Raw genomic sequence first — 24,902 nt, forward strand, 5'->3', positions numbered from 1 at the left:
GAAGGGCCCGACACCGTGCCAGGTGTCGGGCCCTTCGTTGTTGTTGCACACCCTCCCGCGTGACCCACGTGACTCCGCTGAGGCAGGTCGCCACGTGTGCACGGGAGCAGTCTAACGCCGCGCTCGGAGCGGCACGCGCAGGACCGCCTCAGTACCGCCTCGGGGCCGCCGCCGCAAGCTCAACGAGCCCCTGAGTTCGGACTCCACCAGCGTCCGGACGATCTGCAGACCCAGCCGGTCGGTGCGCTCCAGCGAGAAGCCCTGGGGCAGCCCGCGGCCGTCGTCCGAGATCACGACGTCGAGCCACTTGGCGGAACGCTCCGCGTGGACCACGACCTCGCCGCGCTGACCCGCCGCGTACGCGTGCTCGAACGCGTTCTGCACGAGTTCGGTCAACACCATCACCAGCGGGGTCGCGAGCTCGGCCTGCACGATGCCGAACGGCCCCTCGCGGCGCACCACGACCTGGGACTCGGTGGCGGCCACGTCCGACATCATCGGGATGACCTTGTCCACCACGTCGTCGAGGTCGACCCGCTCGTCCACCGACATGGACAGCGTCTCGTGCACCAGCGCGATGGACGTCACCCGGCGGACCGACTCGGCCAGCGCGTCCCGCGCCTCCTCGCTGCTGGTCCGCCTGCTCTGCAGGCGCAGCAGCGCGGCCACGGTCTGGAGGTTGTTCTTCACCCGGTGGTGGATCTCGCGGATCGTCGCGTCCTTGGACATCAGGGCGCGGTCGCGGCGGCGGACCTCGGTGACGTCCCGGCACAGCACCAGCGCGCCCGCGCCGCTGCCGCGCGGCCGCAGCGGCAGGGCGCGGAACAGCACGGCCGCGCCGCGGCGGGACTCGGCCTCGATGCGCATGCTCGGCTGGCCGTCCAGCGCGGCCCGGATGCGCTGCGCCACCTCGGTGGCGTCGAACGGGTCGCCGATCAGCGACCGGGTCAGCGGCGCGAGGTGCACGCCGACCAGGTCGGACGCGTGGCCCATGCGGTGGTAGGCGCTCAGCGAGTTGGGGCTCGCGAACACCACCGCGCCCGACGCGTCCAGCCGGATCAGGCCGTCGCCGACCCGCGGGCTGGTGTGCACGTCCGGGGACGGCTCGGTGGTCGGGAACGTGCCGTCGGCGATCATCTGGCACAGGTCGGCGGCGCTGCCCAGGTAGGAGATCTCCAGCGGGCTCGGCACGCGCGGCACGGCCAGGTTCGTGTTCCGGCTCAGGACCGCGATGACCTCGCCGTTCCGCTTGACCGGGATCGCCTCACGGCGGACCGGCACGCCCAGGTGCCAGCGCGGGTCCTCCTCGCGGCAGATCCGGGCGTCGGTGACGGCGCGCCGCAGCTGCGGGTGCTCCTCGACGTCCACCATGCTGCCGACGACGTCCTCGGGGTGCGCGGTCGGCGCGGTGGTGGGCCTGGCCTGGGCGACGCACAGGAACGTGGTGTCGTCCAGCGGAACCCACATCAGGAAGTCCGCGAAGCTGAGGTCCGACAGCAGCTGCCACTCCGCGACCACCAGTTGCAGGTGGTCGACGGCGGCGCCGGAGAGCTTGGTGTGCTCGGCCAGCAGGTCGGTGAGCGTGGACAGCTACTCCACCACCGCGATGAGGTCGCCCTCCTGGACGACGTCACCCGCCGCGACGGCGATGCGGGTGATCCGGCCGGCGCCCTCGGGGAGGACCGGGATCTCCATCTTCATGCTCTCGAGCACCACGACGGTGGTCTCGTGGGTGACCTCGTCACCCTCCTTGACGGCGATCTGAGCCACGTTCGCGACGATCTCGGCCCGGATTTCCTCGGCCATGGTCCTCCTTCGTTCGGGGCTCATCCAACCACGATTCAGACCCCGTGCGGTGGCCAGGTGACCTCGTGACACACTGTCGGGAGGTAGTTCGAGCACTAGGAGAACCCCATGTCGAAGCGTGCCCGCAAGCGCCGCGACCGCAAGAAGGGTGGCGCCAACCACGGGAAGCGCCCCAACGCCTGATCGACTTCACGGCGTGCGAAGGCCCCGGAGCTCCGTGCTCCGGGGCCTTCGGTCTCACTGCGGCTTCGCGCGTGCGCCGACGCACGACGCCCGGGCCGTCGGACGTGGCGGTCAGGCCGTCGTCACGGGTGCGGCGGTCAGGCCGTCGGCTCGGACGCGGAGGACGTGGTGGTCGTCGTGGTGGTCGTGCGGACCTCGACGTCGACCTCGACCGTCGTCTGGTAGAGCCGGGCCCTCAGCCTGCGCCTCAGCTCCTCGGGCGCGTGCTCGCCGCCGCACTTGCGGGCCAGCAGCGCCTTCAGGTGCTCCTCGATGCCGTACTGCTCCAGGCACGGGTGGCACTCCTGCAGGTGCGTCTGGAGCAGCTGCTTCCGCTTCTCGTCGCACTCGTGGTCGAGGAACAGGTACACCTCGGCCAGGACTTCCGAGCAGTCCGTCTCGTGGGGTTCGCCGCAGCTCATCAGCCCGCCACCTCCTGCTGACCGGAACGCAGGAACCCGCGCTCGCGTGCGGTGTCCGCCAACTGGTCGCGGAGCTGCCTGCGGCCCCGGTGCAACCGGGACATCACGGTGCCGATCGGGGTGCCCATGATGTCTGCGATCTCCTTGTAGGCGAAGCCCTCCACGTCCGCGAGGTACACCGCGATCCGGAATTCCTCGGGCAACCGCTGCAGGGCTTCCTTGATGTCTGAGTCGGGCAGCAGGTCCATCGCCTCGACCTCGGCCGAGCGCAGCCCGGTCGACGTGTGGCTCTCGGCCTGGGCGAGCTGCCAGTCCGTGATCTCGTCCGTCGGCTGCTGGATCGGCTGGCGCTGCTTCTTCCGGTAGCCGTTGATGTAGGTGTTCGTGAGGATGCGGTACAGCCAGGCCTTGAGGTTCGTGCCGGCGGAGAACGACGCGAAAGCCGCGTACGCCTTCAGGTACGTCTCCTGGACGAGGTCCTCGGCGTCGGCCGGGTTGCGGGTCATCCGCAGGGCCGCCGAGTACAACTGGTCGAGCATCGGCATCGCGTCGCGCTCGAATCTCGCTGCGCGCTCGACCGCTGTCTCGTCAGTCGGCGTGACCTGCGTTCGCGTGGCTGGCACCGCGCTCCCTTCCCACCCGCTGGTCAGCGCGGTGGACGGAACTGTCTGGGACGCAGTCGAGGATACGCGGCGGTCGCCGGGACGGCAGTGAGCCGAGCCACGCGGTGGACGTGCCTTGACCTGCCTGCCGACCTGCTGATCCATCACCTCGGTAGCCACGTTCCGCACCAACGCGCAGGCCTCGCCGGTCATTCCCCGCGGGTGGTGCTGCACTAGTGTGCGCGATCATGGCCGGACGTGGGACGCCCGCCACCGCGTTGCTGGACAAGCAGAAGGTGGCCTACACGCTGCACGCGTACGAGCACGACCCCCGCCACGAGTCGTACGGGCTGGAGGCCGCCGAGGCCCTCGGCGTCCCGCCCGAACGGGTGTTCAAGACGCTGGTCGCGGACGTGGACGGCAAGCTCGTCGTGGGCGTGGTGCCCGTGACGGGGCAGCTGGACCTGAAGGCGCTGGCGGCCGCCGTGGGCGGGAAGAAGGCCAGGATGGCCGACGTCGCGGCGGCCGAGCGGGCCACCGGTTACGTCGCGGGCGGCATCTCGCCGCTGGGGCAGAAGAAGCGGCTGCCGCTGGTGCTGGACGCGTCGGCCGAAGCCCTGGACACGATCCACTGCTCGGCGGGCCGTCGCGGACTGGAAGTGGAGATCGCGCCGAAAGACCTGGTCAGGCTCACCCAGGCGGTCGTCGCGCCGATCTCGGCGTAGGGCCGGTCTCGGCGTAGGGCCGCCGGTCAGACCTCGAGCGGGCGCAGCACGCGGTCCAGCCACTCGCCGACCGCCCGGCGCACCCCGTCGAGGTCGGCCTTGAGGTTGTGGTCGCCGGGCAGCAGCACGACGTCCCGGTGGTGCGCGGGCGCCGGGCGGCCGAACGGGTCGTTCTCGCCCTGCACCACCAGGGTCGACACCTCGACGTCGTCCAGCTCGGGCATCCGGTCCTTGTCCGGCTTGCCCGGCGGGTGCACCGGGAACGCCAGGCACAGCACCGCCGCCGCCTGACCCTCGGCCGACGTCCGGCACGCCACGCGCGCGCCGGACGACCGGCCGCCGAACACCATCGGCAGGTCGTCGAACCAGCGGGAGTTCAGGTCCTCCGCCACCGCGAGCCACGCCGCGTCGAGCTGCTTGGCGGGCGCGGGCGCGCGTCGGCCCGCCACCCGGTACGGCTGCTCCACCAGCGCCACGTGCACGCCGACGTCCACCGCCGCGCGGGCCGCCGCCACCACGGTCGCCGGACCGGCCAGCGCCTCGACGCAGCCGCGCGCGCCGCACCAGCACTCCGGCCCGTTCGCGTCCACGCAGATGTGGCCGATCTCGCCGGCGTTCCCGCTGGTCCCGCGGTAGGTGATGCCGTTGATGACGATGCCCGCGCCGATGCCCGTGCCCATGTAGAGGGCCGCCGAGATGGCCGTGCCGCCGATGCCGCCGGACCAGTGCTCGCCCAGCGCCGCCGCGGTCGCGTCGTTGTCGAGCACCACGGGCAGGCTCGTGGCCTGCTGCAACGCCTGGTCGAGCGGGAAGTCCTCCCACTTGCGCATGGCGGGCGGGGTCAGGCCCATGCCGGTGTTCGAGCTGAACGGCCCCGGTGACACGAGCCCCAGGCCGAGCACCCGCTGGTGGTCGACGCCGACGCTGGCGATCAGGCCCTCCACCTCGGCCGCCATCCGCGCCACGACGGTCCGCGGCTCGGCCCCGCCCGCGCCCGCCCGCGAGATGCGCGCGACGACGGAGCCGCCCAGATTGGTCAGCACGTACGTGATGCCCGCGTGGTCGAGGTGCACGCCGACGGCGTACCGGGAGGAGTGGTTGAGCTGCAGCAGCACGCGTCGCTTGCCGCCGGTCGACTCCGCCCGACCGGTCTCCACGACCAGGCCCTCGTCGATGAGCTTGCGGACGACGGTGGAGATGGTGGCGCCGGTGAAGCCGGTGGCGTTGATCAGGCCGACGCGGCTGATGGTGCCCGCCGCGCGGATCACGTCGAGCACCGCCGACTTGCTGCTCGCGTGCTGCGTCGCCCGCGCCGGTCCGCTCACGTGGTCCCCCGCGTCTTAGTTCGTTCGCCGGTCGAAGGGTAGCAACTTGACCGGCAGATGACGCCGAGGTGTTGACTTCGTTTCTTCGATGACTTAACAATCTGCCTCAACGCGGGACCGCGGCCGGTCTCGGGCCACGAGAGGAATCGACGATGTTCCTGAAGGCAAGGCGCTTCTCACGGGCGCGCACGGCGGCGGCCGGACTGGCCGCGGTCGCCATGCTCGCAACCGCGTGTGGCGGATCGAGCGCGGGCAACGACGAGAACAAGGACACGCTGATCGTGTACACCGGCCAGTCCGGTGACTGGCAGCTGAACTTCAACCCGTTCTCTCCGACCCAGATCGAGGGCCCTGGCACGATCTTCGAGCCGCTGTTCTTCTTCAACAACATCCGCGACGTCGAGCCGAGGCCCCGCCTGGGCAAGAGTTTCCAGTGGAACGAGGACGGCACCCGGCTGGACGTCGAGCTCCGCGACGACGCCAAGTGGACCGACGGGCAGAAGTTCACCGCCAAGGACGTCGTCTTCACCCTCGACATGGTCTCCAAGAACGCGACGATGAACAGCACCGGCTACAAGGGCGTCGCGACCGCGGTCGACGACACCCACGTGTCGATCAAGTTCACCGAGCCGTCCTACATGGAGGGCCCGCAGGTGCTCGGCCGGATCTGGATGGTCCCGGAGCACAAGTGGAAGGACATCGCGACCCCGTCGACCGATGTCATCAAGGAACCCGTCGGCACCGGCCCGTTCATGCTGGACGAGTTCAAGGGCCAGGCGTTCACGCTCAAGGCGAACCCGGACTACCACTCCGGCGCGCCCGCGCTGAAGAAGGTCCGCTACCTGGCGCTGTCGGGCAACCAGTCCGGTGAGGCCGCGCTGAAGCAGGGCCAGATCGACTGGCAGACCGGCCCCGTCCCGGACATCGCCAACGTCGAGAAGAACTACCCGGGCTACAAGGCCGTCACCATCCCGATGAACCAGGTCGCCCTCTTCACCTGCTCGAACGCGGACCTCGGCTGCCAGGGCCCGCAGACCGACGTGGCCGTGCGCAAGGCGATCTACTACGCGCTCAACCGCACCCAGATCAACGCGCTGGCCTTCGAGAACACGGCGAGCGAGGTGTCGCCGGGCGCCGCGCTGCTGGAGCGCGACAAGGACCAGGTCTCCTCGAAGCTGAAGGAGAAGACGGCCCCGATGCAGCCGGACGAGGCCAAGGCCACGCAGCTGCTGGAGGCCGCCGGCTACACCAAGGGCGGCGACGGGACCTACCAGAAGGACGGCAAGCCGCTGGCCATGACCCTCAAGGTCGTCGCCGGCTGGACCGACTACATCACCGCCGTCGACACGATGAGCCAGCAGCTGCAGAAGGTCGGCATCAAGGTCACCGCGCAGCAGGTCTCCTGGAACGAGTGGTCCGACGCGCGCGGTCGCGGCCAGTTCGAGCTGCTGATCGACTCGCTGCACCAGGGCCCGGCCCCGGACCCGTTCTACAACGCGTCGTACTTCTTCAGCACCGCGACCACGGCCAAGGTCGGCGAGGTGGCGAACCCGAACTTCTCCCGGTTCTCCAACCCCGACGTGGACGCCGCGCTCACCGCGCTGAAGGGCGTCGACCCCGAGGACGCCGCCGCGCGCCAGCCGTACCTGGACACGATCCAGACCGAGATCGAGGAGTCGATCCCGTACATCCCGGTCCTGACCGGCGGCACGACCAGCGAGTACAACGCCAAGAAGTTCACGGGCTGGCCCACGAAGGACGACCTCTACGCGTTCCCCGCCGTCTGGGCGCGCCCCGAGGCCTCCGAGGTCTACCTGAAGCTCAAGCCGGCCGGCCAGTGATCGACTGAGTGACCGATAGGCGGACCGATGAGGTACTACGCCCGAAAGTTCGCGTTCTACCTGGTCGCCCTCTGGGCGGCGCTGACGCTGAACTTCTTCATCCCGAGGCTCATGCCGGGCAACCCGGTGGACATCCTCATGGCGAAGCTCGCGCAACGCGGCGGAACCGTGGACCCGTCGGCCCGCAGGGCGTACGAACTGCTGCTCGGCACGAACAGCGGGGAGTCGCTCTTCCAGCAGTACGTCTCGTACCTGGGCAACATGTTCCGCGGTGATCTGGGCATCTCGGTGAGCTCCTTCCCGACACCGGTGTCCCAGATCATCGCGGAAGCCCTGCCCTGGACCCTGATGCTCGTCGGCATCGCGACGTTCCTGTCGTTCGCCCTCGGCATCGTCCTGGGCACGTTCGTCGGCTGGCGGCGCGGCACCTGGCTCGACAGCCTGGTGCCCGCCACCACCGTCCTGGCCGCCGTGCCGTACTTCTGGCTGGCCCTGATCCTGGTCGCGGTGCTGTCCTCGGCGTGGGGCTGGTTCCCGCTGCAGGGCGGCTACGACGTCATCCTGTCGCCGGGCTGGAACGCCGACTTCATCGGCTCGGCGATCTACTACGGCACGCTGCCCGCGCTGACCATCGTGATCTCGTCGGTCGGCGGTTGGCTGCTCGGCATGCGCAACATGATGGTGTCCGCGACCTCCGAGGACTACGTGCTCACCGCCAAGGCCAAGGGCCTGCGCGACTCCCGGATCATGATCAAGTACGCGGCCCGCAACGCGGTGCTGCCGTCCGTGGCCGGCTTCGCGATCTCGCTCGGGTTCGTCGTGGCCGGCTCCATCATCACCGAGCAGGTGTTCTCGTACCCCGGCATCGGGTCGAAGCTCCTGCAGGCGGTGCAGAACAACGACTACGCCCTCATGCAGGGCATCTTCCTCGTGATCACGGTCGCCGTGCTCGGCGCGAACCTCGTGGTCGACCTGCTGTACGCCGTCATCGACCCGCGCACCCGCGTCAGCGGCTGAGAAGGAGGACGGACACCGTGACCAACCTCAGTGCTGTCACCGTCGAAGCCCCGCGCGGACGGGCCGGCTGGCGGTCCATGCTGCCGCGCTGGTCGCCGAAGCTCGGCGTCGGCCTGTTCCTGATCGCCCTGATCACGTTCATCGGCGTGATCGGACCGCTGCTGGTGGGCGACCCGAACACGATCCGCGACATCAGCCTGACGCCGCCGGGCGGCGAGTTCTGGCTGGGCACCACGCTGACCGGCCAGGACATCGTGGCGCAGCTCGCGCACGCCACCCGCGGCTCGCTCTACATCGGCCTGCTCGTGGGCGTGATGGCGACCGCGCTGTCGGCGCTGTTCGGCATCGTCGGCAGCTACATCGGCGGGTACGTGGACGAGGGCTTCTCCTTGTTCTCCAACGTGATGCTGGTGATCCCCGGCCTGCCGCTGGTGATCGTCATCTCCGCGTTCGTGCCCGCCGACCAGCGCGGCTCGTGGACGATCGCGGTGGTGCTGGCGATCACCGGCTGGGCCGCGTCGGCCCGCGTGCTGCGCGCGCAGACGTTGTCCCTGCGCAACCGCGACTACGTGGCCGCGGCCAAGGTGTCGGGCGAGAAGCCGTGGCGCGTCATCACGGTCGAGATCCTGCCGAACCTGCTGCCGCTGCTGGCCTCGCAGTTCGTCTTCTCGGTGATCTACGCGATCCTGAGCGAGGCCGGCCTGTCGTTCCTCGGCCTGGGCGCGTCCAACTCGTCCACGCTCGGCACGATGCTCTACTACGCGCAGAACGGCTTCGCGCTGCAACGCGAGGCGTGGTGGTGGTTCGTGCCGCCGGGCCTGATCATCGCCCTGTTCGGCTGCGGCCTGGCGCTGGTGAACTTCAGCATCGACGAGATCATCAACCCGAAGCTGCGGGACATCCCGCGGCGCGCCACGGCGGAGGTTGTGCGGCAGCCGGCGCCGGTCGGGCGCACGGACGACGACGTGGTGCTCACCGTCAACGACCTGTCCGTCGTCTACCAGGTGGAGAACCCGGTGCACGCGGTCAAGGACGTGTCGATCACGTTGCGGCGCGGGGAGATCCTCGGCCTGGCCGGCGAGTCCGGCTGCGGCAAGACGACGCTCGCCTACGCGATCAACCGCCTGCACCGGCCGCCCGCCGAGGTGACCACGGGCTCGGTGACGTTCCACGACCGCGACGGCGACGACGTGGACGTCCTGGCGCTCACGCCGGAGGAGCTGCGGGCGTTCCGCTGGTCGAAGCTGTCGATGGTCTTCCAGGGCGCCATGAACGCGCTGAACCCCGTCATCACGATCCGCGCCCAGCTGGAGGACGTGCTCACCACGCACCGGCCGGAGATGACGAAGGCGCAACGCAAGGCCAAGTGCGAGGAAGTCCTCAGGCTGGTCGGCGTGGACGTGCGGCGGCTCGGCTCCTACCCGCACGAGCTGTCCGGCGGCATGCGGCAGCGGGTGATGATCGCGATGGCGCTGCTCCTCGACCCCCAGGTCATGATCATGGACGAGCCGACGACCGCGCTGGACGTGGTCGTGCAGCGCGGCATCCTGCGCGAGATCCTGCGGCTGCGCGACGAGATCGGCTTCGCCGTCCTGTTCATCACGCACGACCTGCCGCTGCTGCTCGAACTCGCCGACCGCATCGCCGTGATGAAGGAGGGCGAGGTGGTCGAGTACGGCTCCGCGCAGCAGATGTACGAGCAGCCCGCGCACCCCTACACCCGCCAGCTGCTCGACTCGTTCCCCAGCCTGACCGGCGAGCGCGGCGCGTTCGTCCGCTCGGGCGAGCAGATGACGCCGGTCGACCGGTCCGGCGAGCCCACCCCGTCGGGAGGCGTCCGATGACCACGCTGGAAGCGAAGGACCTGGTCAAGGACTTCCACGTCCGGGTGGGCCTGCGCCGCGTCCGGCTGCGCGCGGTGGACCACGTGTCGTTCACGCTCACCCCCGGCCGCACGGTCGCGCTGGTCGGCGAGTCCGGCTCGGGCAAGTCCACGATCGCCCGGATGATCGCCCGGCTGGAGAAGCCCAGCGGCGGCTCCATCACGGTGACCGGCGACGACGGCAAGCGGGTGCCGGAGCGCTCGTACCGGGACCACGTGCAGATGGTGTTCCAGGACCCGTTCGCCTCGCTGAACCCGTTCCACACGATCGAGCACCACCTGGCCCGGCCGCTGAAGCTGCACGGCAGGCCGCACGGCTGGGACGAGGTGGTCCGGCTGCTGGAGCGCGTGTCGCTGCCCGGCCGCGACGTCGCGGGCCGCCGGCCGCACGAGCTGTCCGGCGGTCAGCGGCAGCGCGTGGCCATCGCGCGGGCGCTCGCGCCGGGCGCGAAGGTCGTGGTCGCGGACGAGCCGGTGTCGATGCTCGACGTGTCGATCCGGCTCGGCGTGCTGAACCTGATGGCACGCCTGCAGCGCGAGGAGAACCTCGCCGTCCTCTACATCACGCACGACCTGGCCACCGCGCGGCACTTCTCCGACGACATCCTCGTGCTCTACAAGGGGCGCGTGGTCGAGCGGGGGCCCGCCGACGAGGTGATCCTCAACCCGCAGCACCCGTACACGAAGATCCTCGCCTCCGCCGCGCCGAACCCGGAGGCGCGCGGCCGCGCCGTCGACATCGACCCGGCCGACGTGGAGAAGGCCGGCGCGGCCGCCGCGTACGACCACAACACCGGCGCGTGGGAGGACGTGGTGGCGAAGTGACGGTGACCTGGTCGACCGGCGGTGTCCGGCTGGTGCTGGACGCCGCCGGGGACGGGCCGGTGAGCCTGCGGTCGCTGCGGCCGGACGGCTCGCCGGACGCGCCGCCGGGCGGCGCCGCGGTGCCGCTGGTCGAGGTGCAGGCGCTCGGCCACGGCCGGTTCCCCGGCAGCCACCGCTACGCGGACACCACGATCGGCGCACGGCTGCGGTACCGCGGCCACGAGGCGTCCGGGACCTGGCTGCGGGTCGTGCAGCACGACCCCGTGACCGGGCTGGTGGTGACGTCGGTGTTCGAGGGCGTGCCCGGCGTGCCCGCCGTGCGGACGTGGACGGAGGTCGACGTCGAAGGCGACGGCGAAGTGCGGTTGCAGGCCGTGACATCGCTGTCCACCGGGGCTTTCCTGGCCGACTCGGGCCGTTCGGTGGACGACGTGGACCTGGTGCGCGGCGACTCCGACTGGGTCGCCGAGTCGCGCTGGAGTCGCCGTCCGCTGCGTGAGGTCGGCCTGGTCGCGATGGACCCGGTCGTCCACCACCACGCGTCCCGCAGCCGGTTCGCGCTCACGTCCCGCAGCTCGTGGTCGACCGGCGAGCACCTGCCGACCGGCGTGCTCGTGGCGCGGGACGACAGCTGGGCGCTGGCCTGGCAGGTCGAGCACAACGGCGCGTGGCACTGGGAGGTCGGCGAGACCGTGACCGGCGCGTACGTGGCCGTCCTGGGGCCGACGGACGCCGAGCACCAGTGGTCGCGCGTGGTGACGGCCGGGGCGGGCTTCACCACCGTGCCGGTGTCGGTGGCGGTCGTCGCCGGCGGCGTGGACGAGGCGTTCGCCGCGGTGACGCGGCAGCGCCGGGCCACGCTGCGCGACCGCCGCTCGCCCGAGCTGCCGGTGGTCTTCAACGACTACATGAACACGCTCATGGGTGACCCGACCACGGAGAAGCTGCTCCCGCTGATCGACGCGGCGGCCGACGTGGGCGCGGACTATTTCTGCGTGGACGCCGGCTGGTACGACGAGGACGGCCGGTGGTGGGACAGCGTCGGGGAGTGGCGCCCGTCGCGGACCCGGTTCCCCGGCGGGTTCGGCGAGGTCGCCGACCGCATCCGCGAGCGCGGGATGGTGCCCGGCATCTGGCTGGAGCCCGAGGTCGTCGGCGTGCGGTCGCCGCTGGCCGCGTCGCTGCCGGACGAGGCGTTCTTCCAGCGCGACGGCGTGCGGGTGACCGAGCACGGCCGCCACCACCTCGATTTGCGGCACCCCGACGCGGTGCGGCACGTGGACGAGGTCGTGGACCGGCTGGTCGGCGAGTTCGGCGTCGGGTTCATCAAGCTGGACTACAACATCATGCCGGGTCCCGGCAGCGACCTCGGCGGCCTCGCGCCCGGCGACGGCCTGCTCGCCCACAACCGCGCGCACCTCGCGTGGCTGGACGGCGTGCTGACCCGCCACCCGGGGTTGTTGCTGGAGAACTGCGCGTCCGGCGCGATGCGGATGGACTACGCGATGCTGTCTCGGATGCACCTGCAGTCCACGTCGGACCAGCAGAACCCGTTGCTGTACCCGCCGATCGCCGCCGCCGCGCCCGCGTCGGTGCTGCCCGAGCAGGCGGGCAACTGGGCGTACGCGCAGCCGGGCATGTCGGCGTCGGAGGCCGCGTTCACGTTGGCGACCGGCGTGCTGGGCCGCCTCTACCTGGCCGGTCGGGTCGACCTCATGGACGCCGGGCAGCGGGCACTGGTGCGCGAGGCCGTCACCGTCCACAAAGGACTTCGCGCCGACATCGCCGCCTCCGTCCCGTTCTGGCCGCTGGGCCTGACCGACCGCACCGGCCCGTGGGTGGCGCAGGGGTTGCGCGCCGCGGCGGACAGCTACGTGACGGTGTGGCGGCTGCCCGACGCGTCACCGGCCGTCGACCTCCCCGTGCCGCACCTGCGCGAGCGGGACGTCACGGTGTCGCCGGTGTTCCCGGTGACGTCGCCGGAGTGGGCCTTCGAGTGGGACGCGGCGCGAGGGGTGCTGCGTGCCGCTCACGGCGGTGACGCGCCGGCGGTGGTCGTCGTGCGGCTGGGGGCCTGAACCCGTCCGGCCGAGGGCCTGAACCCCTAGGGCAGCCTCGGCTCGACCAGCTCGGCGACCTTCAACGCCGCCGGGCACGGGTCTTCGTCGGGGCTGCCCGAGTTCAGCACGACGTCCACCCGGGACGTCTCGGTGACGCCGATGAAGATCCCGCAGCTGCCGGTCGCGCCCACGGCCTGCTTGGCCTGGTGGCGGCCGATCACGATGTCCTGCACCACGTTGCCGTTCGACTGGACCTCCGCCAGCCCGGACGTGGCCCGGACACCGACGCCGAGCCGCGCCTTCTGCGGCGAGAAGGTGCACACCTTGGCCGACCCCAGCTCCTCCGCCACCGGTTCGGCGCTCTGCGCGCCGGTGACCTGCTCGGCCTCGGCCTTGGTGAGCAGCGTGCACGGGTCGGTGCGGTCCAGCAGGCCGCCTCGGGACGGGCCGACCTGCGGAGCGGTGGCGGCCTGCGACGTTGTGGAGGTCGGCGGGGCCTCGCCGCCGGCCGGGCCACCGCACGAGGTGACCGCGGCCATCGCGACAGCGACGCCGATCAGGACGATTCGTGTGTTCACAGGTTCTTCCTGGTCGGTCAGCTGACGCTTCGTGTCTTGAACGGTAACGAACCACGCCCGACCACCGCTAGACCGCGAAAGCGCGCGGCGGCCGTGAGACCACAGGGGCCCACGACCGCCGTCGGACTTGCGAACGGGTCACACCGCCGTCGCGCGCACCAGCACCAACCGCTCCGGGTACAGCACGGGGGCCTGCACGCCCGCCGTGTCCAGCACCCGACCGGGCAGCGTCACGCCCTCGGGCGTCCACCACGGCAGGAACACGCCCCAGTGGTGCGCGTTGCCGTCCGGCACGTCGCCGGGCGCGAGCGGCCGCACGTGGTACGCGCGGTCCGGCGCGAGGCCGGGCAGGCGCACGGCGCCCGGCGGGTAGAGCTGCGACGTGGCCAGGGCGACGACGGCGAACACGGCGTCCGACCCGTCCTCCGCGACCACGCCGTGCACCTCGACCGCCGGGTCGGGGTGGTCGCCGTGCACGGCCACGCCGGAGTGCAGCAGGGGCCGCAACTCCTTGTACAGCGCCACCCACGACGTCAGCCGCGCGAGGTCGTCCGCGGACGCCTTGGTGAGGTCCCACTCGATCCCGAAGTGCCCGAACAGGGCCGTGCCCGCGCGGAAGTCGACGGGGTGCCGCCGGTGCGTCGTGTGCGACGTCTCGGCGCCCACGTGCGTCCCCATCAGCTCCAACGGGATCAGGGCGTTGGTCCACCGCTGCATCGACTGCCGCTCCAGCGCGTCGATGCAGTCCGACACCCACACCCGGTCCGTGCGCTCCAGGACCTCCAGGTCGACCCGGCCGCCGCCGGACGAGCACGACTCGATCTCCACGCCGGGGTGGCGCCGCCGCAGCTCGTCGAGCAGCCGGTAGACCGCCAGCGTCTGGCCGTGCACGCCCGCGCGCCCGGTCGGCCGGTGCCCCGCGTCCACCAGGTCCCGGTTGTGGTCCCACTTCAGGTACGACACCGGGTACGTGGTCAGCAGGTCGTCCAGCCGTTCCAGGATGTGCTCGAACGCCTCGGGCCGGGCCAGGTCGAGCACCTGCTGGTGCCGGGCCGTGCCGGGCAGCCGGTCGCCCGCCGCCATGATCCAGTCCGGGTGCGCCCGCGCCAGGTCGGAGTCCGGGTTGACCATCTCCGGCTCGACCCAGATGCCGAACTGCATCCCCAGCCCGGTGACGTGGTCGGTCAGCGGCTTCAGGCCGTCCGGCCACACCTCGTCCGACACGTGCCAGTCGCCGAGGCCGCGCCGGTCGTCGCGCCGCGAGCCGAACCAGCCGTCGTCCAGCACGAACCGCTCGCCGCCGACGGCCGCGGCGGCGTCCGCCAGGGCCTTCAGCCGGTCCAGGTCGTGGTCGAAGTACACGGCCTCCCAGGTGTTCACCACGACCGGGCGCGGCGAGGTCGGGTGCCCCGGGCGCGACCTCAGGTGCCGGTGGAACCGGGCGGACACCTCGTCCAGCCCGTGCCCGTGGGAGGCGTACTGCCACGGCGACCGGTACGACTCGCCCGCCGCCAGCACGACCTCGCCGGACAGCAGCAGCTCGCCCGACCCGAGCAGCGACACCGAGTGGTACGTCTTCTCGGCGAACGTCCGGTGGTTGCCCGACCAGGCCGTGTGCACGGCCCAGACCTCGCCCGACCGGTTGCCGAACCCGGCCGTGCCGGCGGCGAACAGGTACGCGGAGTCGTAGCCGGTGCGCCCGGTCCGGTTCTCCCGCACGCGCAGGCCGTGCGTCCACTGGGTGCGCTGGGGACTGCGCTCCCGCGTCCACCGCCCGGTGAAGTCGAGGATCTCGACGGCCTGCGCCGGCACGGGGAGGGTCAGGTTCACCGCGTCGAGGGAGAACGCGGTCGACCCGGTGTTGGTCAGCTCGGCGCGCTGCCGCACGAGCCCGGACGCCGTCAGCTCGACGACCAGTTCCAGCCCGAGCCCGGCGACCTCGTCCACCGCCCGCGCGACCACGCGGCCGCCACCGGTCGCGCCGGCCGTCTCGTCCACCGACACCACCCGGAACGCGGTCGAGAAGTCACGGCCGGCGCGGTTGCCGATGATTCCCGGCGTGCCGAGCCAGCCGGCGGACTGCTCCGGCAGCACGGCCACGTCGACCGCGCCGTCCACGGAGTAGCCGATGGGGTGCGGCCGCTGGGACAGGAGCAGTCCCGCCAGCGCGTCCGGGTCGAGTTCGCCGAGGTCGGAGCCCCAATGGCGAACCCGGGGGAGGGTGCCCCCGGAGAAGTCGAGCACCAGGCTCACACCCGCTGCCCGCAGGTGCGTCACGTCTGCCACTTGTGGTCTTCCTCTCTGGCGGTGAACCTCGTTGACTTACTTTAGTTGCTGGCGTAAGAATCGCCATACCTTGATTGTCACACGGCAGTAACCCACCGCCGCCGCCGGGAAAGAGGAACGATGATCCGTACGACCTTGCACGACGGGTGGCGTTTGAGCGCGGTGGGCGGGCCGATCCCGGCGGCCGTCGCCGACCGCGAGGTGCCCGCGGCGGTGCCCGGCAGCACCCACCTCGACCTCCTGGCGGCGGGTCTCATCCCCGAGCCCTACCTCGACACCAACGAGACCGAGCTGGCGTGGGCGCACCGCGCCGACTGGCGGTACGCCCTCACCTTCGACGCCGAGGCGGCCAAGCCGGGCGAGAAGGTCGAGCTGGCGTTCGACGGCCTCGACACCGTCGCCACGGTCGAGCTGAACGGCCACGTGCTCGGCAGCACCGCCAACATGTTCCGCTCCTACCGGTTCGACGTGCGCGACCACCTCGTGGACGGCGCGAACGACCTGGTCGTCACCTTCCGCTCGGCCCTCTCGCACGCCGAGGAGCAGGAGGCCGCGCTGGGCCACCGCCCCCGTGCCTACCCGCACCCGATGAACGCCGTCCGCAAGATGGCGTGCTCCTTCGGCTGGGACTGGGGCCCCGACCTGCAGACCGCCGGCATCTGGAAGCCGGTCCGGCTGGAGCGCTGGACCGAGGCCCGCCTGCACCGCGTCCGCCCGCTCGTCACGGTGGACGGCAACGGCGTCGGCCGCGTCGAGGTGCACGTCGAGGTCGACCGCGCGCGCGACGCCGAGCTGACCGTGGTGGCCTCCGTGGGCGGCGTCGAGCGCGGCGCCCGCGTCGAGGGCGACACCGGCGTCGTGACCGTGGAGGTCCCGGACGTCGACCTGTGGTGGCCCGTCGGCTACGGCGACCACCCCCTCTACGACCTGCGCGTCGTCCTCCGGGCCGACGGCGAGGACGTGGACCGGGCCGACCGCCGCGTCGGCTTCCGCACCATCACCGTCGACACCGCGCCCGACGAGGTCGGCGCCCCGTTCACGTTCGTCGTGAACGGCAAGCCGGTGTTCGCCAAGGGCGCCAACTGGATCCCGGACGACCACTTCCTGACCAGGATCACGCGTGACCGGCTGGTCCGCCGGGTCGAGCAGGCGATCGACGCGAACATGAACATGCTCCGGATCTGGGGCGGCGGGATCTACGAGACCGAGGACTTCTACGACGTCTGCGACGAGCGCGGAGTGCTGGTGTGGCAGGACTTCCTGTTCGCCTGCGCGGCCTACTCGGAGGAGTCGCCGCTGCGGGAGGAGGTCGAGGCCGAGGCCCGCGAGAACGTCGCCCGGCTCACCTCGCACCCCTCGCTGGCGCTGTGGAACGGCAACAACGAGAACCTGTGGGGCTTCCACGACTGGCAGTGGCAGGAGAGCCTCGACGGCCGCACCTGGGGCCGGGGCTACTACGAGGAGCTGCTGCCCGCGATCGTCGCCGAGCTGGACCCGACCCGGCACTACTCGCCGGGCAGCCCGTACAGCCCCGGCGACCTGCACCCGAACGAGGACACCCACGGCACGCGGCACGAGTGGGAGGTCTGGAACCGGGTCGACTACACCCACTACCGCGACCACACCCCGCGGTTCTGCTCGGAGTTCGGCTTCCAGGGCCCGCCGACCTGGGCGACCCTGACCCGGTGGGTGCACGACGAGCCGATGACGCCCACGTCCCCCGCGTTCCTGCTGCACCAGAAGGCCGACGACGGCAACGGCAAGCTCGACCGCGGCCTGGCGCCGCACCTGCCCGCGCCCGAGGCGTTCGAGGACTGGCACTGGGCGACCCAGCTCAACCAGGCCCGCGCGGTCGCGTTCGGCGTCGAGCACTTCCGCTCCCACTGGCCGCGCACGGCCGGCGCCCTGGTCTGGCAGCTCAACGACTGCTGGCCGGTCACCTCGTGGGCCGCGATCGACGGCGACGAGCGCCCCAAGCCGCTGTACTACGCGCTCAGGCACGCCTTCGCGCCCCGGCTGCTCACCGTCCAGCCGCGCGACGGCGTGGACGCGCTGATCGCCGTCAACGACACCGATGAGGTCTGGACCAGCGACGTCACGCTGGAGCGGCAGACGTTCGCGGGCGACGTGCTGGCGGCGGCTAAACTCCCGCTCGACGTGCCGGCCCGGTCGGTCGCGCAGCTGGAGTTGCCGGCGGACCTGGTCGCGCCGGCCGACCCGAAGGGGGAGGTGCTGGTGGTGAGCACGGCCGACGCGCGCACCGCGCACCTGTTCCTGGAGGACGTGGAGCTGGCCTACGACCCCGCGCCGCTCACCGCCGAGGTGCGCCGCGTGTCCGAGGGCTACCGCGTGGACGTCACCGCGACCTCCTTCGCCCGCGACGTCGCCGTGCTGGCGGACCGGGTCGCCGAGGACGCCGTCACGGACGACGCCCTGATCACCCTCGCCGCCGGGGAGTCGCACTCGTTCCTGGTCCGGACCGCGGCCGAGTCGGTCGACCCGGCCGCGCTCACCGACCGGCTGGTGCTCCGATCGGCCAACAGCCTCAGCGCGGCGCGGACATGACCACCGGCTCCGTCGGCCTCGTCCTGGCCCGCCCCGCGCGGCTGCTGGGCGCGGAGCCGTTCTTCATGGAGTTCATCGCGGGCATCGAGGAGCGGCTCGCCGAGGGCGACCGGTCCGTGCTGCTGCACATCGTCGGGACGCAGGACGCCGAGATCGCCGCCTACCGCAGGTGGGCGGCGGGCGGCGTGGTCGACGCGGTGGTGGTCGTGAACCGCACCGCGGACGACCGCCGCCCGGCGGTGCTGCGGGAGATCGGCCTGCCCGCGCTGTACGTCGGCGAGCCGGACGCGGCGGGCGTCGCCGTGCCCGCGGTCCGCACCGACGACGCGGGCCCCGTGCGCGAAGCCCTCGCGTACCTGCTCGACCTCGGGCACCGGCGCATCGCGCGGGTCAGCGGCCCGGAGTCGTTGCTGCACACCAGGGCCAGGACCGCGGTGCTGCTCGAAGGGTGCGCCGAGGCGGGCATCGAGCCCGTCGTGGTGGAGGGCGACTACTCGGAGGAGTCCGGGGCCAAGCTCACCTCCGCGCTGCTGGACACGCCGGAGCCGCCGACCGCGATCCTCTACGACAACGACGTGATGGCCGTCGCGGGTCTGAACGCCGCCAAGGAGCTGGGCCGCGCCGTGCCGGACCGGCTCAGCCTCGTCGCGTGGGACGACTCGACCCTGTGCCGGCTGGCCACGCCCGCGCTCACCACGATGAGCGTGGACGTCCACCAGTTCGGCGTCACGGTGGCCGAGTCGGTGCTGGAGCTGATCGAGGGCCGCGAGGTCGCCGAGCGCTGGTCGCCGAAGGCCGCGCTCATCCCCAGGCAGAGCACCGGTAAAGGACCAACATGACCTACCAAGCCGCCGAGTCCCGGTACGACGCCATGCCGTACCGGAGGTCCGGTCGCAGCGGGCTCAAGCTGCCCGCCGTGTCGCTCGGCCTGTGGCACAACTTCGGCCACGACCGGCACCTGGACGGCCAGCGGGCCATCCTGCGGCGCGCGTTCGACCTCGGCGTCACGCACTTCGACCTGGCGAACAACTACGGCCCGCCGCCCGGCAGCGCGGAGGAGAACTTCGGCCGCCTGTTCGCCCAGGACTTCCGGGCCCACCGGGACGAGGTCCTGGTGTCCACCAAGGCCGGCTACCACATGTGGAACGGCCCGTACGGCGAGTGGGGCTCCCGCAAGTACCTGATCGGCTCGCTGGACCAGTCGCTGGCCCGGCTCGGCCTGGACTACGTCGACATCTTCTACCACCACCGGCCCGACCCGGACACGCCCGTCGAGGAGACGATGGGCGCGCTGGACGCCGTGGTGCGGCAGGGCAAGGCGCTGTACGTCGGCATCTCGAACTACTCCGCCGAGCAGACGCTGGAAGCCGCGCGGGTGCTGTCCGACCTCGGCACGCCGCTGCTGATCCACCAGCCGTCGTACTCGATGTTCAACCGGTGGGTCGAGGACGGCCTGCTGGACGCGCTGGCGGAGGTGGGCGCGGGCAGCATCGCGTTCTCGCCGCTGGCGCAGGGCGTGCTGACCGACCGCTACCTCGACGGCGTGCCGGAGGGGTCGCGCGCGGCGGGCGCCTCGCCGTTCCTCTCGAAGTCCAACCTGGACGACGAGACGCTGGCGAAGGTCCGGGCGCTGAACGACATCGCGAAGCGGCGCGGGCAGACGCTGGCGCAGCTGGCGATCGCGTGGGTGCTGCGCAACGTCACGTCCGCGCTGATCGGCGCGTCCAGCGTGAAGCAGCTGGAGGACAACGTGGCCGCGACGGCGAACCTCGCGTTCGAGGCGGAGGAGCTGGCCGAGATCGAGAAGCACCTGTGACGGTCGTGGCACGGTGATCCGCGCGGTCCGGGTCGGGTTCGGCCCGCGGGCTGCCGGCCGGGCCGCGCGGGCGTTGCCGGGCGGTGCGGGCCGATGACCGACCGCCACCTCGTCGACGTGCACGTGCTGCTGGTCCGCGACGGCCTCGTGCTGCTGTCGCGCCGCAGGGACGCGGACGCGCGCTTCGACGGCCGCTGGCACCTGCCGTCCGGCAAGCTCGACGCGGGCGAGTCCGTCCTGGCCGCCGCGGTGCGGGAGGCCGAGGAGGAGGTCGGCGTCCGCCTGGACCCGGCGGACCTGCGCCTGGTGCACACACTGCACGTCGCCGGTTCCGGGCTGGAACCGCGGCTGGGCCTGTTCTTCGAGGCGCGGACGTGGTCCGGCGTGCCGGAGAACCGCGAGCCGGACAAGTGCTCCGAGCTGCGCTGGTTCCCGCTCGACGCCCTGCCGGCGGACCTCATCGAGTACCCGGCCGCCGGCATCGCCGGGTACCGCGCGGGCACGCCGTTCGGCACGGCGGGGTGGGACGCGTGACAGCTGCCTGGGGGCGTCAACCCCCCTTGACGAAACTTTGATTAACCGCTTAACTAAGTCTCATGGGCCACGAACTCGACCCGGTCGCGGTCGCCATCGACATCGGCGGCACCAAGCTCGCAGCGGCGCTGGTCGAGTCGGACGGCACCGTCCTCGCCCGCCGCACCACCGCCACCCCGCCCGGTGACGCCGAGGCGGTGTGGAGCGGCCTCGCGGGCCTGCTGGACGACCTGCTCGCCCAGGCCGCCGGCCGCGCGGTGCTCGGCGCGGGCATCGCCTCGGCCGCCCCGATGGACCTGCGCGACGGCACGATCAGCCCGGTGAACATCCCCGGCTGGCGCGACTTCCCCATCACCTCCCGCGTCGGCGGCCTCCTGCCCGGCCTGCCGGTGCGGCTCGGCGGCGACGCCCTGTGCATGGCGCTGGCCGAGTACCACCACGGCAACGGCCGGGGCAGCGAGTGCCTGCTCGGCATGGTCGTGTCCACCGGCATCGGCGGCGGGTTCGTGTTCGGCGGCCGGCCGCACTTCGGCACCACCGGCAACGCGGGCCACGTCGGCCACTTCGTGGTCGACCCGGCCGGACCCCGGTGCGGGTGCGGCGCGAACGGCTGCTCGGAGGCCATCGCCAGCGGCCCGTCCATGGTGCGCTGGGCGCTGGAACAGGGCTGGCAGCCGTTGGGCGGCACGGCGGACGGCGTCGCGCTCGCCGCCGCGGCGCCGGCGGGCGACCCGACCGCGCGGGCCGCGTTCCGGCGTTCCGGTGAGGCCGTGGCGCGGGTCATCACGGTGGCGTCGGCGCTGTGCGAGATCGACCGCGTGGTCATCGGCGGTGGTGTGGCGCAGGCCTGGGACCTGCTGGAGCCGGCCGTCACCGAACCGCTCGCGGACCACGCGGGGTTGGACTTCATGCGCCGGGTCGAGGTGTGCCCGGCCACGCTGGGCGTCGACTCGGGGCTGATCGGCGCGGCGGCGCTGCTCGCTGACGCCCGCGTCCCGTCCGTGCCCGTGGGAATCTGAGGGATCGCCGTGCGCAAGCTGGAGACCATCGTCCGGGAGTACCACTGGGGTTCGCGGACCGCGCTGGCCGAGATGCGCGGCGAGCCGTCGCCGAGCCCGGCGCCGCAGGCGGAGCTGTGGGTCGGCGCGCACCCCGACGACCCGTCGCGGTTGGCGGATTCCGGGGTGGCGCTGGACCGGTACCTCGCCGCGAACCCGGCCGGGCTGCTCGGGCCGGACAGCCTGGCCGCCTTCGGGCCGCGGTTGCCGTTCCTGCTCAAGGTCTTGGCCGTGGACGCCCCGCTGTCGCTGCAGGTGCACCCGAACCGGGACCAGGCGGTGGTGGGGTTCGCCGAGCACGGCTACCGCGACGACCGGCCCAAGCCGGAGGTCCTGGTCGCCCTGACCGAGTTCGAGACCCTGTCCGGGTTCCGCCGGCCCGCGGAGACCGTGGCGCTGCTGGACGCGCTCGACCTGCCGTCGTTGGCCCCGCTGCGGTCCCGGCTCGCGGTCGGCGAGACGTGGGACGCGTTGCGCTGGGCGTTGTGCGGGGCCGACGCCGACCTGGTCGCCGAGGTGGCGGGCGCCGCCGTCCGCGTGCCGGGGCTGGCGCACGTGGCGGAGCTGGCGAAGGTCTACCCGGCGGACGCGGGCGTCGTCGCGGCGTTGCTGCTCAACGCGGTGCGGCTGCGGCCCGGCCAGGCCGTCCACGTCGGCGCCGGCGTGCTGCACGCGCACCTGCGCGGCACGGGCGTCGAGCTGATGGCCAACTCCGACAACGTGCTCCGCGCGGGCCTGACCACCAAGCCGGTGGACGTGCGCGCCGTGCTGTCCCTGGTGGACCACCGGACCGGTCCGGCCGCCGTCCTCGACGCTGAGGACGGCGGTCCACTGCGGACGTACCGGACCCCGGAGCCCGAGTTCCGCCTGCACTCCGTGCGGGACGGCGCGGTGCTTCCGGGCGACGGACCGCAACTCCTCTTGTGCACCAGCGGATCGGTGACGCTGACCCGCGGCGGCGAACAAGTCGTGCTGAGCGGCGGTGAGTCGGCTTTCCTACCTCACAGCGGGGACGCGGCCGCGGTGGCCGGCCCCGGTGAGGCGTTCTGGGCCACCACGAACCTGGGCGGCGCGTGACGGCTCACGACGTGACCGGGTGAGCACACGGGTGCGGCGGAAGGCTCATGCCGCACCCGTGTGCTCGTCGTCTTACTGGAAGGTCACGTCACTGCACAGGTAGTAGGCCTGGTCCATGTGGCTGGCCTGCCAGATCGTGAACACGGTGTGGCGGCCGGTGCGGGTGCCCGCGTTCACCTGGGCCTGGTAGAGGCCCGTGGTGCCGTAGCGGCCGGTCGAGGTGACCAGCTCCAGGTCGCTCCAGCGCAGCGGCGTGGTCGCCGTGTTGACGCCCTGCCGGGTGATGTAGATGCGGAGGTAGTCCGCGCCGTGCTTCGCCTGGTCCGTGATCGTCAGCGTGAACTGGCGCGGCTTGGTGACCGTGTTCCACGCGCCCACCGTGTCGAGCGCCCGGTAGCGGCCGCCCTCGGTGAGACCACCGCTGCACAGCTGGCCGTTCGGCAGCGCGCCCTGGTGGTTGCCGCCGACCCCGTTGCGGTACAGGCCGTTCCAGTTCCACATCGCGTTCGGGTCCGTCTTCCAGGCCTGAGCGCACATGGGGTCGGTCTGGGCCATGTTCGGGTTCAGGTGGTCACTGCCCCACCGCTGCCAGCAGCCGTAGTTGCGCGACGGCGGGTCGGTGACCGAACCGTGTGCGCTAGCGACGCCCGTAGCGCTCACCAGGACCACGACGCTGGCGGCGAGGACCGCCAGGACCGAGCTGAAGACGCCGATTACCGTCCGGAGACCGCGTCTGAAGGTCATGTGTCCTCCACATTGAGGATGTTCTAGACAGGGACTGGGAGCGCTCCCAGATCCCAAAGGTAGCGAACCGGCCACAATCTGTGAACCCCACAACCCGACGAAGCTCTTTCGGGCCGCAGATGCCGCCGAACGGCCCAGCGCGCCCCGCCGGTCGCGCGCGGCGAACGCTCCGGACGGGCGGGGTGGCGAGGCGGCGGATCAGTGGTAGACGCGTGGTGCGTCAGCCGTAGTAGCCCCGGACCACGGCGCTCGCCTCGTCCGCCATCCCGGGGCCTTCCTGTGGCACGGCGGGGAATCCGCCGCCGGGCTTCAGCGCGTTCAGCTGGTCCGTCGACAGGGCGAACACCACCCGGCCGAGCCCCGAGCGCTCGATCGCGCCGACGCACATGCCGCACGGCTGGCAACTGGTGAACATCGTGGCGCCGGCCGCGACCTCCGGGTCGAGCGACCGCGCCGCCCACCGGGCCAGCTTCAGCTCCGGGTGCGCGGTGATGTCGTCGTCGGTGACGCTGGTGTTGCGCTCCTCGGCCAGCACCGCGCCGTCCGGCCCCACCAGCAACGAGCCGAACGGCGGGTTGCCCGCCGCACGGGCCTCGGCCGCCAGTTCGATCGCCCTGCGCAAGCTCATCGGAACTCCTTCCGCACGGTGGCGAGCGCCTGCCATGCGACTTCGGGGTGCGACGTCTCCTGTGGATCGCCGACGAACGGGTCCAGCACCACGGCTTCCGCGCCGAGCGCGCGGAGTTCCGCCAGGTCGGCCACGACCTGCGCCACCGTGCCCTCGCCCAGCCGCCGTTCCGGACCGTCCACTTCGGACGTGATGTTCAAGATGATCCGGGGCGCCAACGCGGGCACGGGTTTCCCCTCCTCCGCGGCGATGACCTCCAAGCGCCCCAACGCCTCCCGGAACGCCGCGGGCGTGAGGCGCAGGCCGTGCCAGGCGTCGCCGAGCCGCACGGCCCGCCGCAACGCCGCGTCGGAGTGCCCGCCGACCCAGATCGGGACGTGCCCGGCGCGGTAGTCGGCCTCGTCCCGCCACGCCGCCCGCACCGCCCGCAGCCCCTCGTCGGTCAGCCGACCCCGCCGCTCGAACGGCACGCCCAGCGCCTCGTACTCCTGCCGCGCCCACCCGACGCCGACGCCCAGCACGAACCGCCCGCCGGACAGGTCGGCCAGGTTCGCCGCCATCCGCGCCACGAGCAGCGGGTGCCGGTACGGCAGCATGAGCACGGTGGTGCCGAGCCGGATCGTCGACGTCACGCCGGCCAGCCACGACAGCGCGGTGAACGGCTCGTAGAACGGCGCCGGGTACTGGCCCGCCACGTCCGGCGTCACGGCGACGTGGTCGGACACCATGAGCAGGTCGAAGCCGAGCCCCTCGACCGTCAGCGCCCACCGCCGCACCACGTCCGGCGACGTTCCGGGGCCGAAGTTGGGGACGTTCACACCGATCTGCACCCGACCAAGGCTAGGTGCCGGTCAGCCGATCCTGAAGAGACTTCACCCGGTCTGAACGG

22 protein-coding genes and 2 pseudogenes are annotated in these 24,902 nt (G+C 72.0%); 13 read left to right on the forward strand and 11 right to left on the reverse strand.

All coding sequences use genetic code 11. The features are described from left to right. Nucleotides 1–111 precede the first annotated feature (111 nt). Together ACFQ3T_RS05720 and ACFQ3T_RS05725 are read right to left on the reverse strand one after the other, a co-directional pair. Nucleotides 112–1,590 carry a histidine kinase N-terminal domain-containing protein gene (locus ACFQ3T_RS05720; RefSeq protein WP_380720762.1) on the reverse strand — a complete coding sequence of 493 codons (1,479 nt, stop codon included), beginning with the start codon at nucleotides 1,588–1,590 and terminating at the stop codon, nucleotides 112–114. Further along, nucleotides 1,591–1,806, reverse strand: a complete 216-nt coding sequence (locus tag ACFQ3T_RS05725; protein WP_380720666.1) for a biotin/lipoyl-binding carrier protein — start codon at nucleotides 1,804–1,806, stop codon at nucleotides 1,591–1,593. A gap of 108 nt (nucleotides 1,807–1,914) precedes the next feature. Here ACFQ3T_RS05725 and ACFQ3T_RS05730 point away from each other — a divergent pair, with 108 nt between their 5' ends. Beyond that, nucleotides 1,915–1,989, forward strand: coding sequence for a 50S ribosomal protein bL37 (locus ACFQ3T_RS05730; protein WP_096498094.1), 75 nt, complete (start codon nucleotides 1,915–1,917; stop codon nucleotides 1,987–1,989). Nucleotides 1,990–2,126: 137 nt separating this feature from the next. On the opposite strand, the gene rsrA is transcribed toward ACFQ3T_RS05730, so the two are convergent. Then, nucleotides 2,127–2,450, reverse strand: a complete 324-nt coding sequence (gene rsrA / locus ACFQ3T_RS05735; protein ID WP_380720669.1) for a mycothiol system anti-sigma-R factor — start codon at nucleotides 2,448–2,450, stop codon at nucleotides 2,127–2,129. Beyond that, entirely contained in the window at nucleotides 2,450–3,073 is a 624-nt protein-coding gene (locus ACFQ3T_RS05740; RefSeq protein ID WP_380720672.1) for a sigma-70 family RNA polymerase sigma factor, read from the reverse strand. Before ACFQ3T_RS05740 ends, rsrA begins: the two co-directional genes overlap by 1 nt. A 227-nt stretch (nucleotides 3,074–3,300) precedes the next feature. Here ACFQ3T_RS05740 and ybaK point away from each other — a divergent pair, with 227 nt between their 5' ends. Beyond that, nucleotides 3,301–3,777: a Cys-tRNA(Pro) deacylase gene (gene ybaK / locus ACFQ3T_RS05745; protein WP_380720675.1), complete on the forward strand. Its 477-nt coding sequence runs from the start codon at nucleotides 3,301–3,303 to the stop codon at nucleotides 3,775–3,777. A gap of 26 nt (nucleotides 3,778–3,803) precedes the next feature. Here ybaK and ACFQ3T_RS05750 read toward each other — a convergent pair. After that, nucleotides 3,804–4,307: pseudogene (locus ACFQ3T_RS05750) on the reverse strand (alpha/beta hydrolase family protein); the annotation flags it as partial. Nucleotides 4,308–4,346: 39 nt separating this feature from the next. Beyond that, nucleotides 4,347–4,733 (reverse strand): annotated as a pseudogene (locus tag ACFQ3T_RS05755) (ROK family protein); the annotation flags it as partial. 521 nt (nucleotides 4,734–5,254) lie between these two features. On the opposite strand from ACFQ3T_RS05755, the gene ACFQ3T_RS05760 reads away from it, so the two are divergent. Genes ACFQ3T_RS05760 through ACFQ3T_RS05780 form a run of 5 tightly spaced genes read left to right on the forward strand, consistent with a single transcriptional unit; the run spans nucleotide 5,255 to nucleotide 12,745 of the window. Next, entirely contained in the window at nucleotides 5,255–6,943 is a 1,689-nt protein-coding gene (locus ACFQ3T_RS05760) for an ABC transporter substrate-binding protein (RefSeq protein ID WP_380720678.1), read from the forward strand. Nucleotides 6,944–6,970: 27 nt separating this feature from the next. Further along, nucleotides 6,971–7,960 carry an ABC transporter permease gene (locus ACFQ3T_RS05765; protein WP_380720681.1) on the forward strand — a complete coding sequence of 330 codons (990 nt, stop codon included), beginning with the start codon at nucleotides 6,971–6,973 and terminating at the stop codon, nucleotides 7,958–7,960. A gap of 17 nt (nucleotides 7,961–7,977) precedes the next feature. Further along, the gene (locus ACFQ3T_RS05770) at nucleotides 7,978–9,804 is read left to right on the forward strand and encodes a dipeptide/oligopeptide/nickel ABC transporter permease/ATP-binding protein (RefSeq protein ID WP_380720683.1); all 1,827 of its coding nucleotides are present in this window, start codon (nucleotides 7,978–7,980) and stop codon (nucleotides 9,802–9,804) included. Continuing rightward, on the forward strand, nucleotides 9,801–10,667 hold the full coding sequence (locus ACFQ3T_RS05775; protein ID WP_380720686.1) for an ABC transporter ATP-binding protein: 867 nt from the start codon (nucleotides 9,801–9,803) through the stop codon (nucleotides 10,665–10,667). The genes ACFQ3T_RS05770 and ACFQ3T_RS05775 overlap by 4 nt, the downstream gene beginning before the upstream one ends. Continuing rightward, the gene (locus ACFQ3T_RS05780) at nucleotides 10,664–12,745 is read left to right on the forward strand and encodes an alpha-galactosidase (protein ID WP_380720689.1); all 2,082 of its coding nucleotides are present in this window, start codon (nucleotides 10,664–10,666) and stop codon (nucleotides 12,743–12,745) included. The genes ACFQ3T_RS05775 and ACFQ3T_RS05780 overlap by 4 nt, the downstream gene beginning before the upstream one ends. Before the next feature lie 26 nt (nucleotides 12,746–12,771). Here the strand turns inward: ACFQ3T_RS05780 and ACFQ3T_RS05785 are convergent, their stop codons facing one another. Next, nucleotides 12,772–13,305, reverse strand: a complete 534-nt coding sequence (locus ACFQ3T_RS05785; protein WP_380720692.1) for a DUF3558 domain-containing protein — start codon at nucleotides 13,303–13,305, stop codon at nucleotides 12,772–12,774. Nucleotides 13,306–13,443: 138 nt separating this feature from the next. Further along, nucleotides 13,444–15,591 carry an alpha-galactosidase gene (locus tag ACFQ3T_RS05790; RefSeq protein WP_380720695.1) on the reverse strand — a complete coding sequence of 716 codons (2,148 nt, stop codon included), beginning with the start codon at nucleotides 15,589–15,591 and terminating at the stop codon, nucleotides 13,444–13,446. A gap of 120 nt (nucleotides 15,592–15,711) precedes the next feature. Between ACFQ3T_RS05790 and ACFQ3T_RS05795 the strand changes: the two genes are divergently transcribed. The 6 genes from ACFQ3T_RS05795 to manA all read left to right on the forward strand — a co-directional run bounded on the left by ACFQ3T_RS05795 (nucleotide 15,712) and on the right by manA (nucleotide 22,641). Continuing rightward, nucleotides 15,712–18,156 (forward strand): glycoside hydrolase family 2 protein, encoded by a 2,445-nt coding sequence (locus ACFQ3T_RS05795; protein ID WP_380720697.1) that lies wholly within the window; start codon nucleotides 15,712–15,714, stop codon nucleotides 18,154–18,156. Continuing rightward, nucleotides 18,153–18,995, forward strand: a complete 843-nt coding sequence (locus ACFQ3T_RS05800) for a LacI family DNA-binding transcriptional regulator (RefSeq protein ID WP_380720700.1) — start codon at nucleotides 18,153–18,155, stop codon at nucleotides 18,993–18,995. The genes ACFQ3T_RS05795 and ACFQ3T_RS05800 overlap by 4 nt, the downstream gene beginning before the upstream one ends. Then, nucleotides 18,992–19,972 (forward strand): L-glyceraldehyde 3-phosphate reductase, encoded by a 981-nt coding sequence (mgrA, locus tag ACFQ3T_RS05805; protein WP_380720703.1) that lies wholly within the window; start codon nucleotides 18,992–18,994, stop codon nucleotides 19,970–19,972. The genes ACFQ3T_RS05800 and mgrA overlap by 4 nt, the downstream gene beginning before the upstream one ends. Nucleotides 19,973–20,065: 93 nt before the next feature. Further along, a complete protein-coding gene (locus ACFQ3T_RS05810; RefSeq protein WP_380720706.1) occupies nucleotides 20,066–20,506 on the forward strand; it encodes an NUDIX hydrolase in 441 nt (146 codons plus the stop codon). Between the two features lie 62 nt (nucleotides 20,507–20,568). Further along, entirely contained in the window at nucleotides 20,569–21,525 is a 957-nt protein-coding gene (locus tag ACFQ3T_RS05815; RefSeq protein ID WP_380720708.1) for an ROK family protein, read from the forward strand. Nucleotides 21,526–21,534: 9 nt separating this feature from the next. Then, entirely contained in the window at nucleotides 21,535–22,641 is a 1,107-nt protein-coding gene (gene manA, locus ACFQ3T_RS05820) for a mannose-6-phosphate isomerase, class I (protein WP_380720711.1), read from the forward strand. Between the two features lie 72 nt (nucleotides 22,642–22,713). Here the strand turns inward: manA and ACFQ3T_RS05825 are convergent, their stop codons facing one another. From ACFQ3T_RS05825 to ACFQ3T_RS05835, 3 genes are all read right to left on the reverse strand, one after another. Then, on the reverse strand, nucleotides 22,714–23,385 hold the full coding sequence (locus ACFQ3T_RS05825; protein ID WP_380720714.1) for a lytic polysaccharide monooxygenase auxiliary activity family 9 protein: 672 nt from the start codon (nucleotides 23,383–23,385) through the stop codon (nucleotides 22,714–22,716). Between the two features lie 220 nt (nucleotides 23,386–23,605). Next, nucleotides 23,606–24,013: a nucleoside deaminase gene (locus tag ACFQ3T_RS05830; RefSeq protein WP_380720717.1), complete on the reverse strand. Its 408-nt coding sequence runs from the start codon at nucleotides 24,011–24,013 to the stop codon at nucleotides 23,606–23,608. Next, nucleotides 24,010–24,843: an LLM class flavin-dependent oxidoreductase gene (locus tag ACFQ3T_RS05835; RefSeq protein ID WP_380720720.1), complete on the reverse strand. Its 834-nt coding sequence runs from the start codon at nucleotides 24,841–24,843 to the stop codon at nucleotides 24,010–24,012. Before ACFQ3T_RS05835 ends, ACFQ3T_RS05830 begins: the two co-directional genes overlap by 4 nt. Nucleotides 24,844–24,902: the final 59 nt, after the last annotated feature.

It is taken from the genome of Saccharothrix hoggarensis, assembly GCF_042678885.1.
Classification (GTDB): Bacteria; Actinomycetota; Actinomycetes; order Mycobacteriales; family Pseudonocardiaceae; genus Actinosynnema; species Actinosynnema hoggarensis.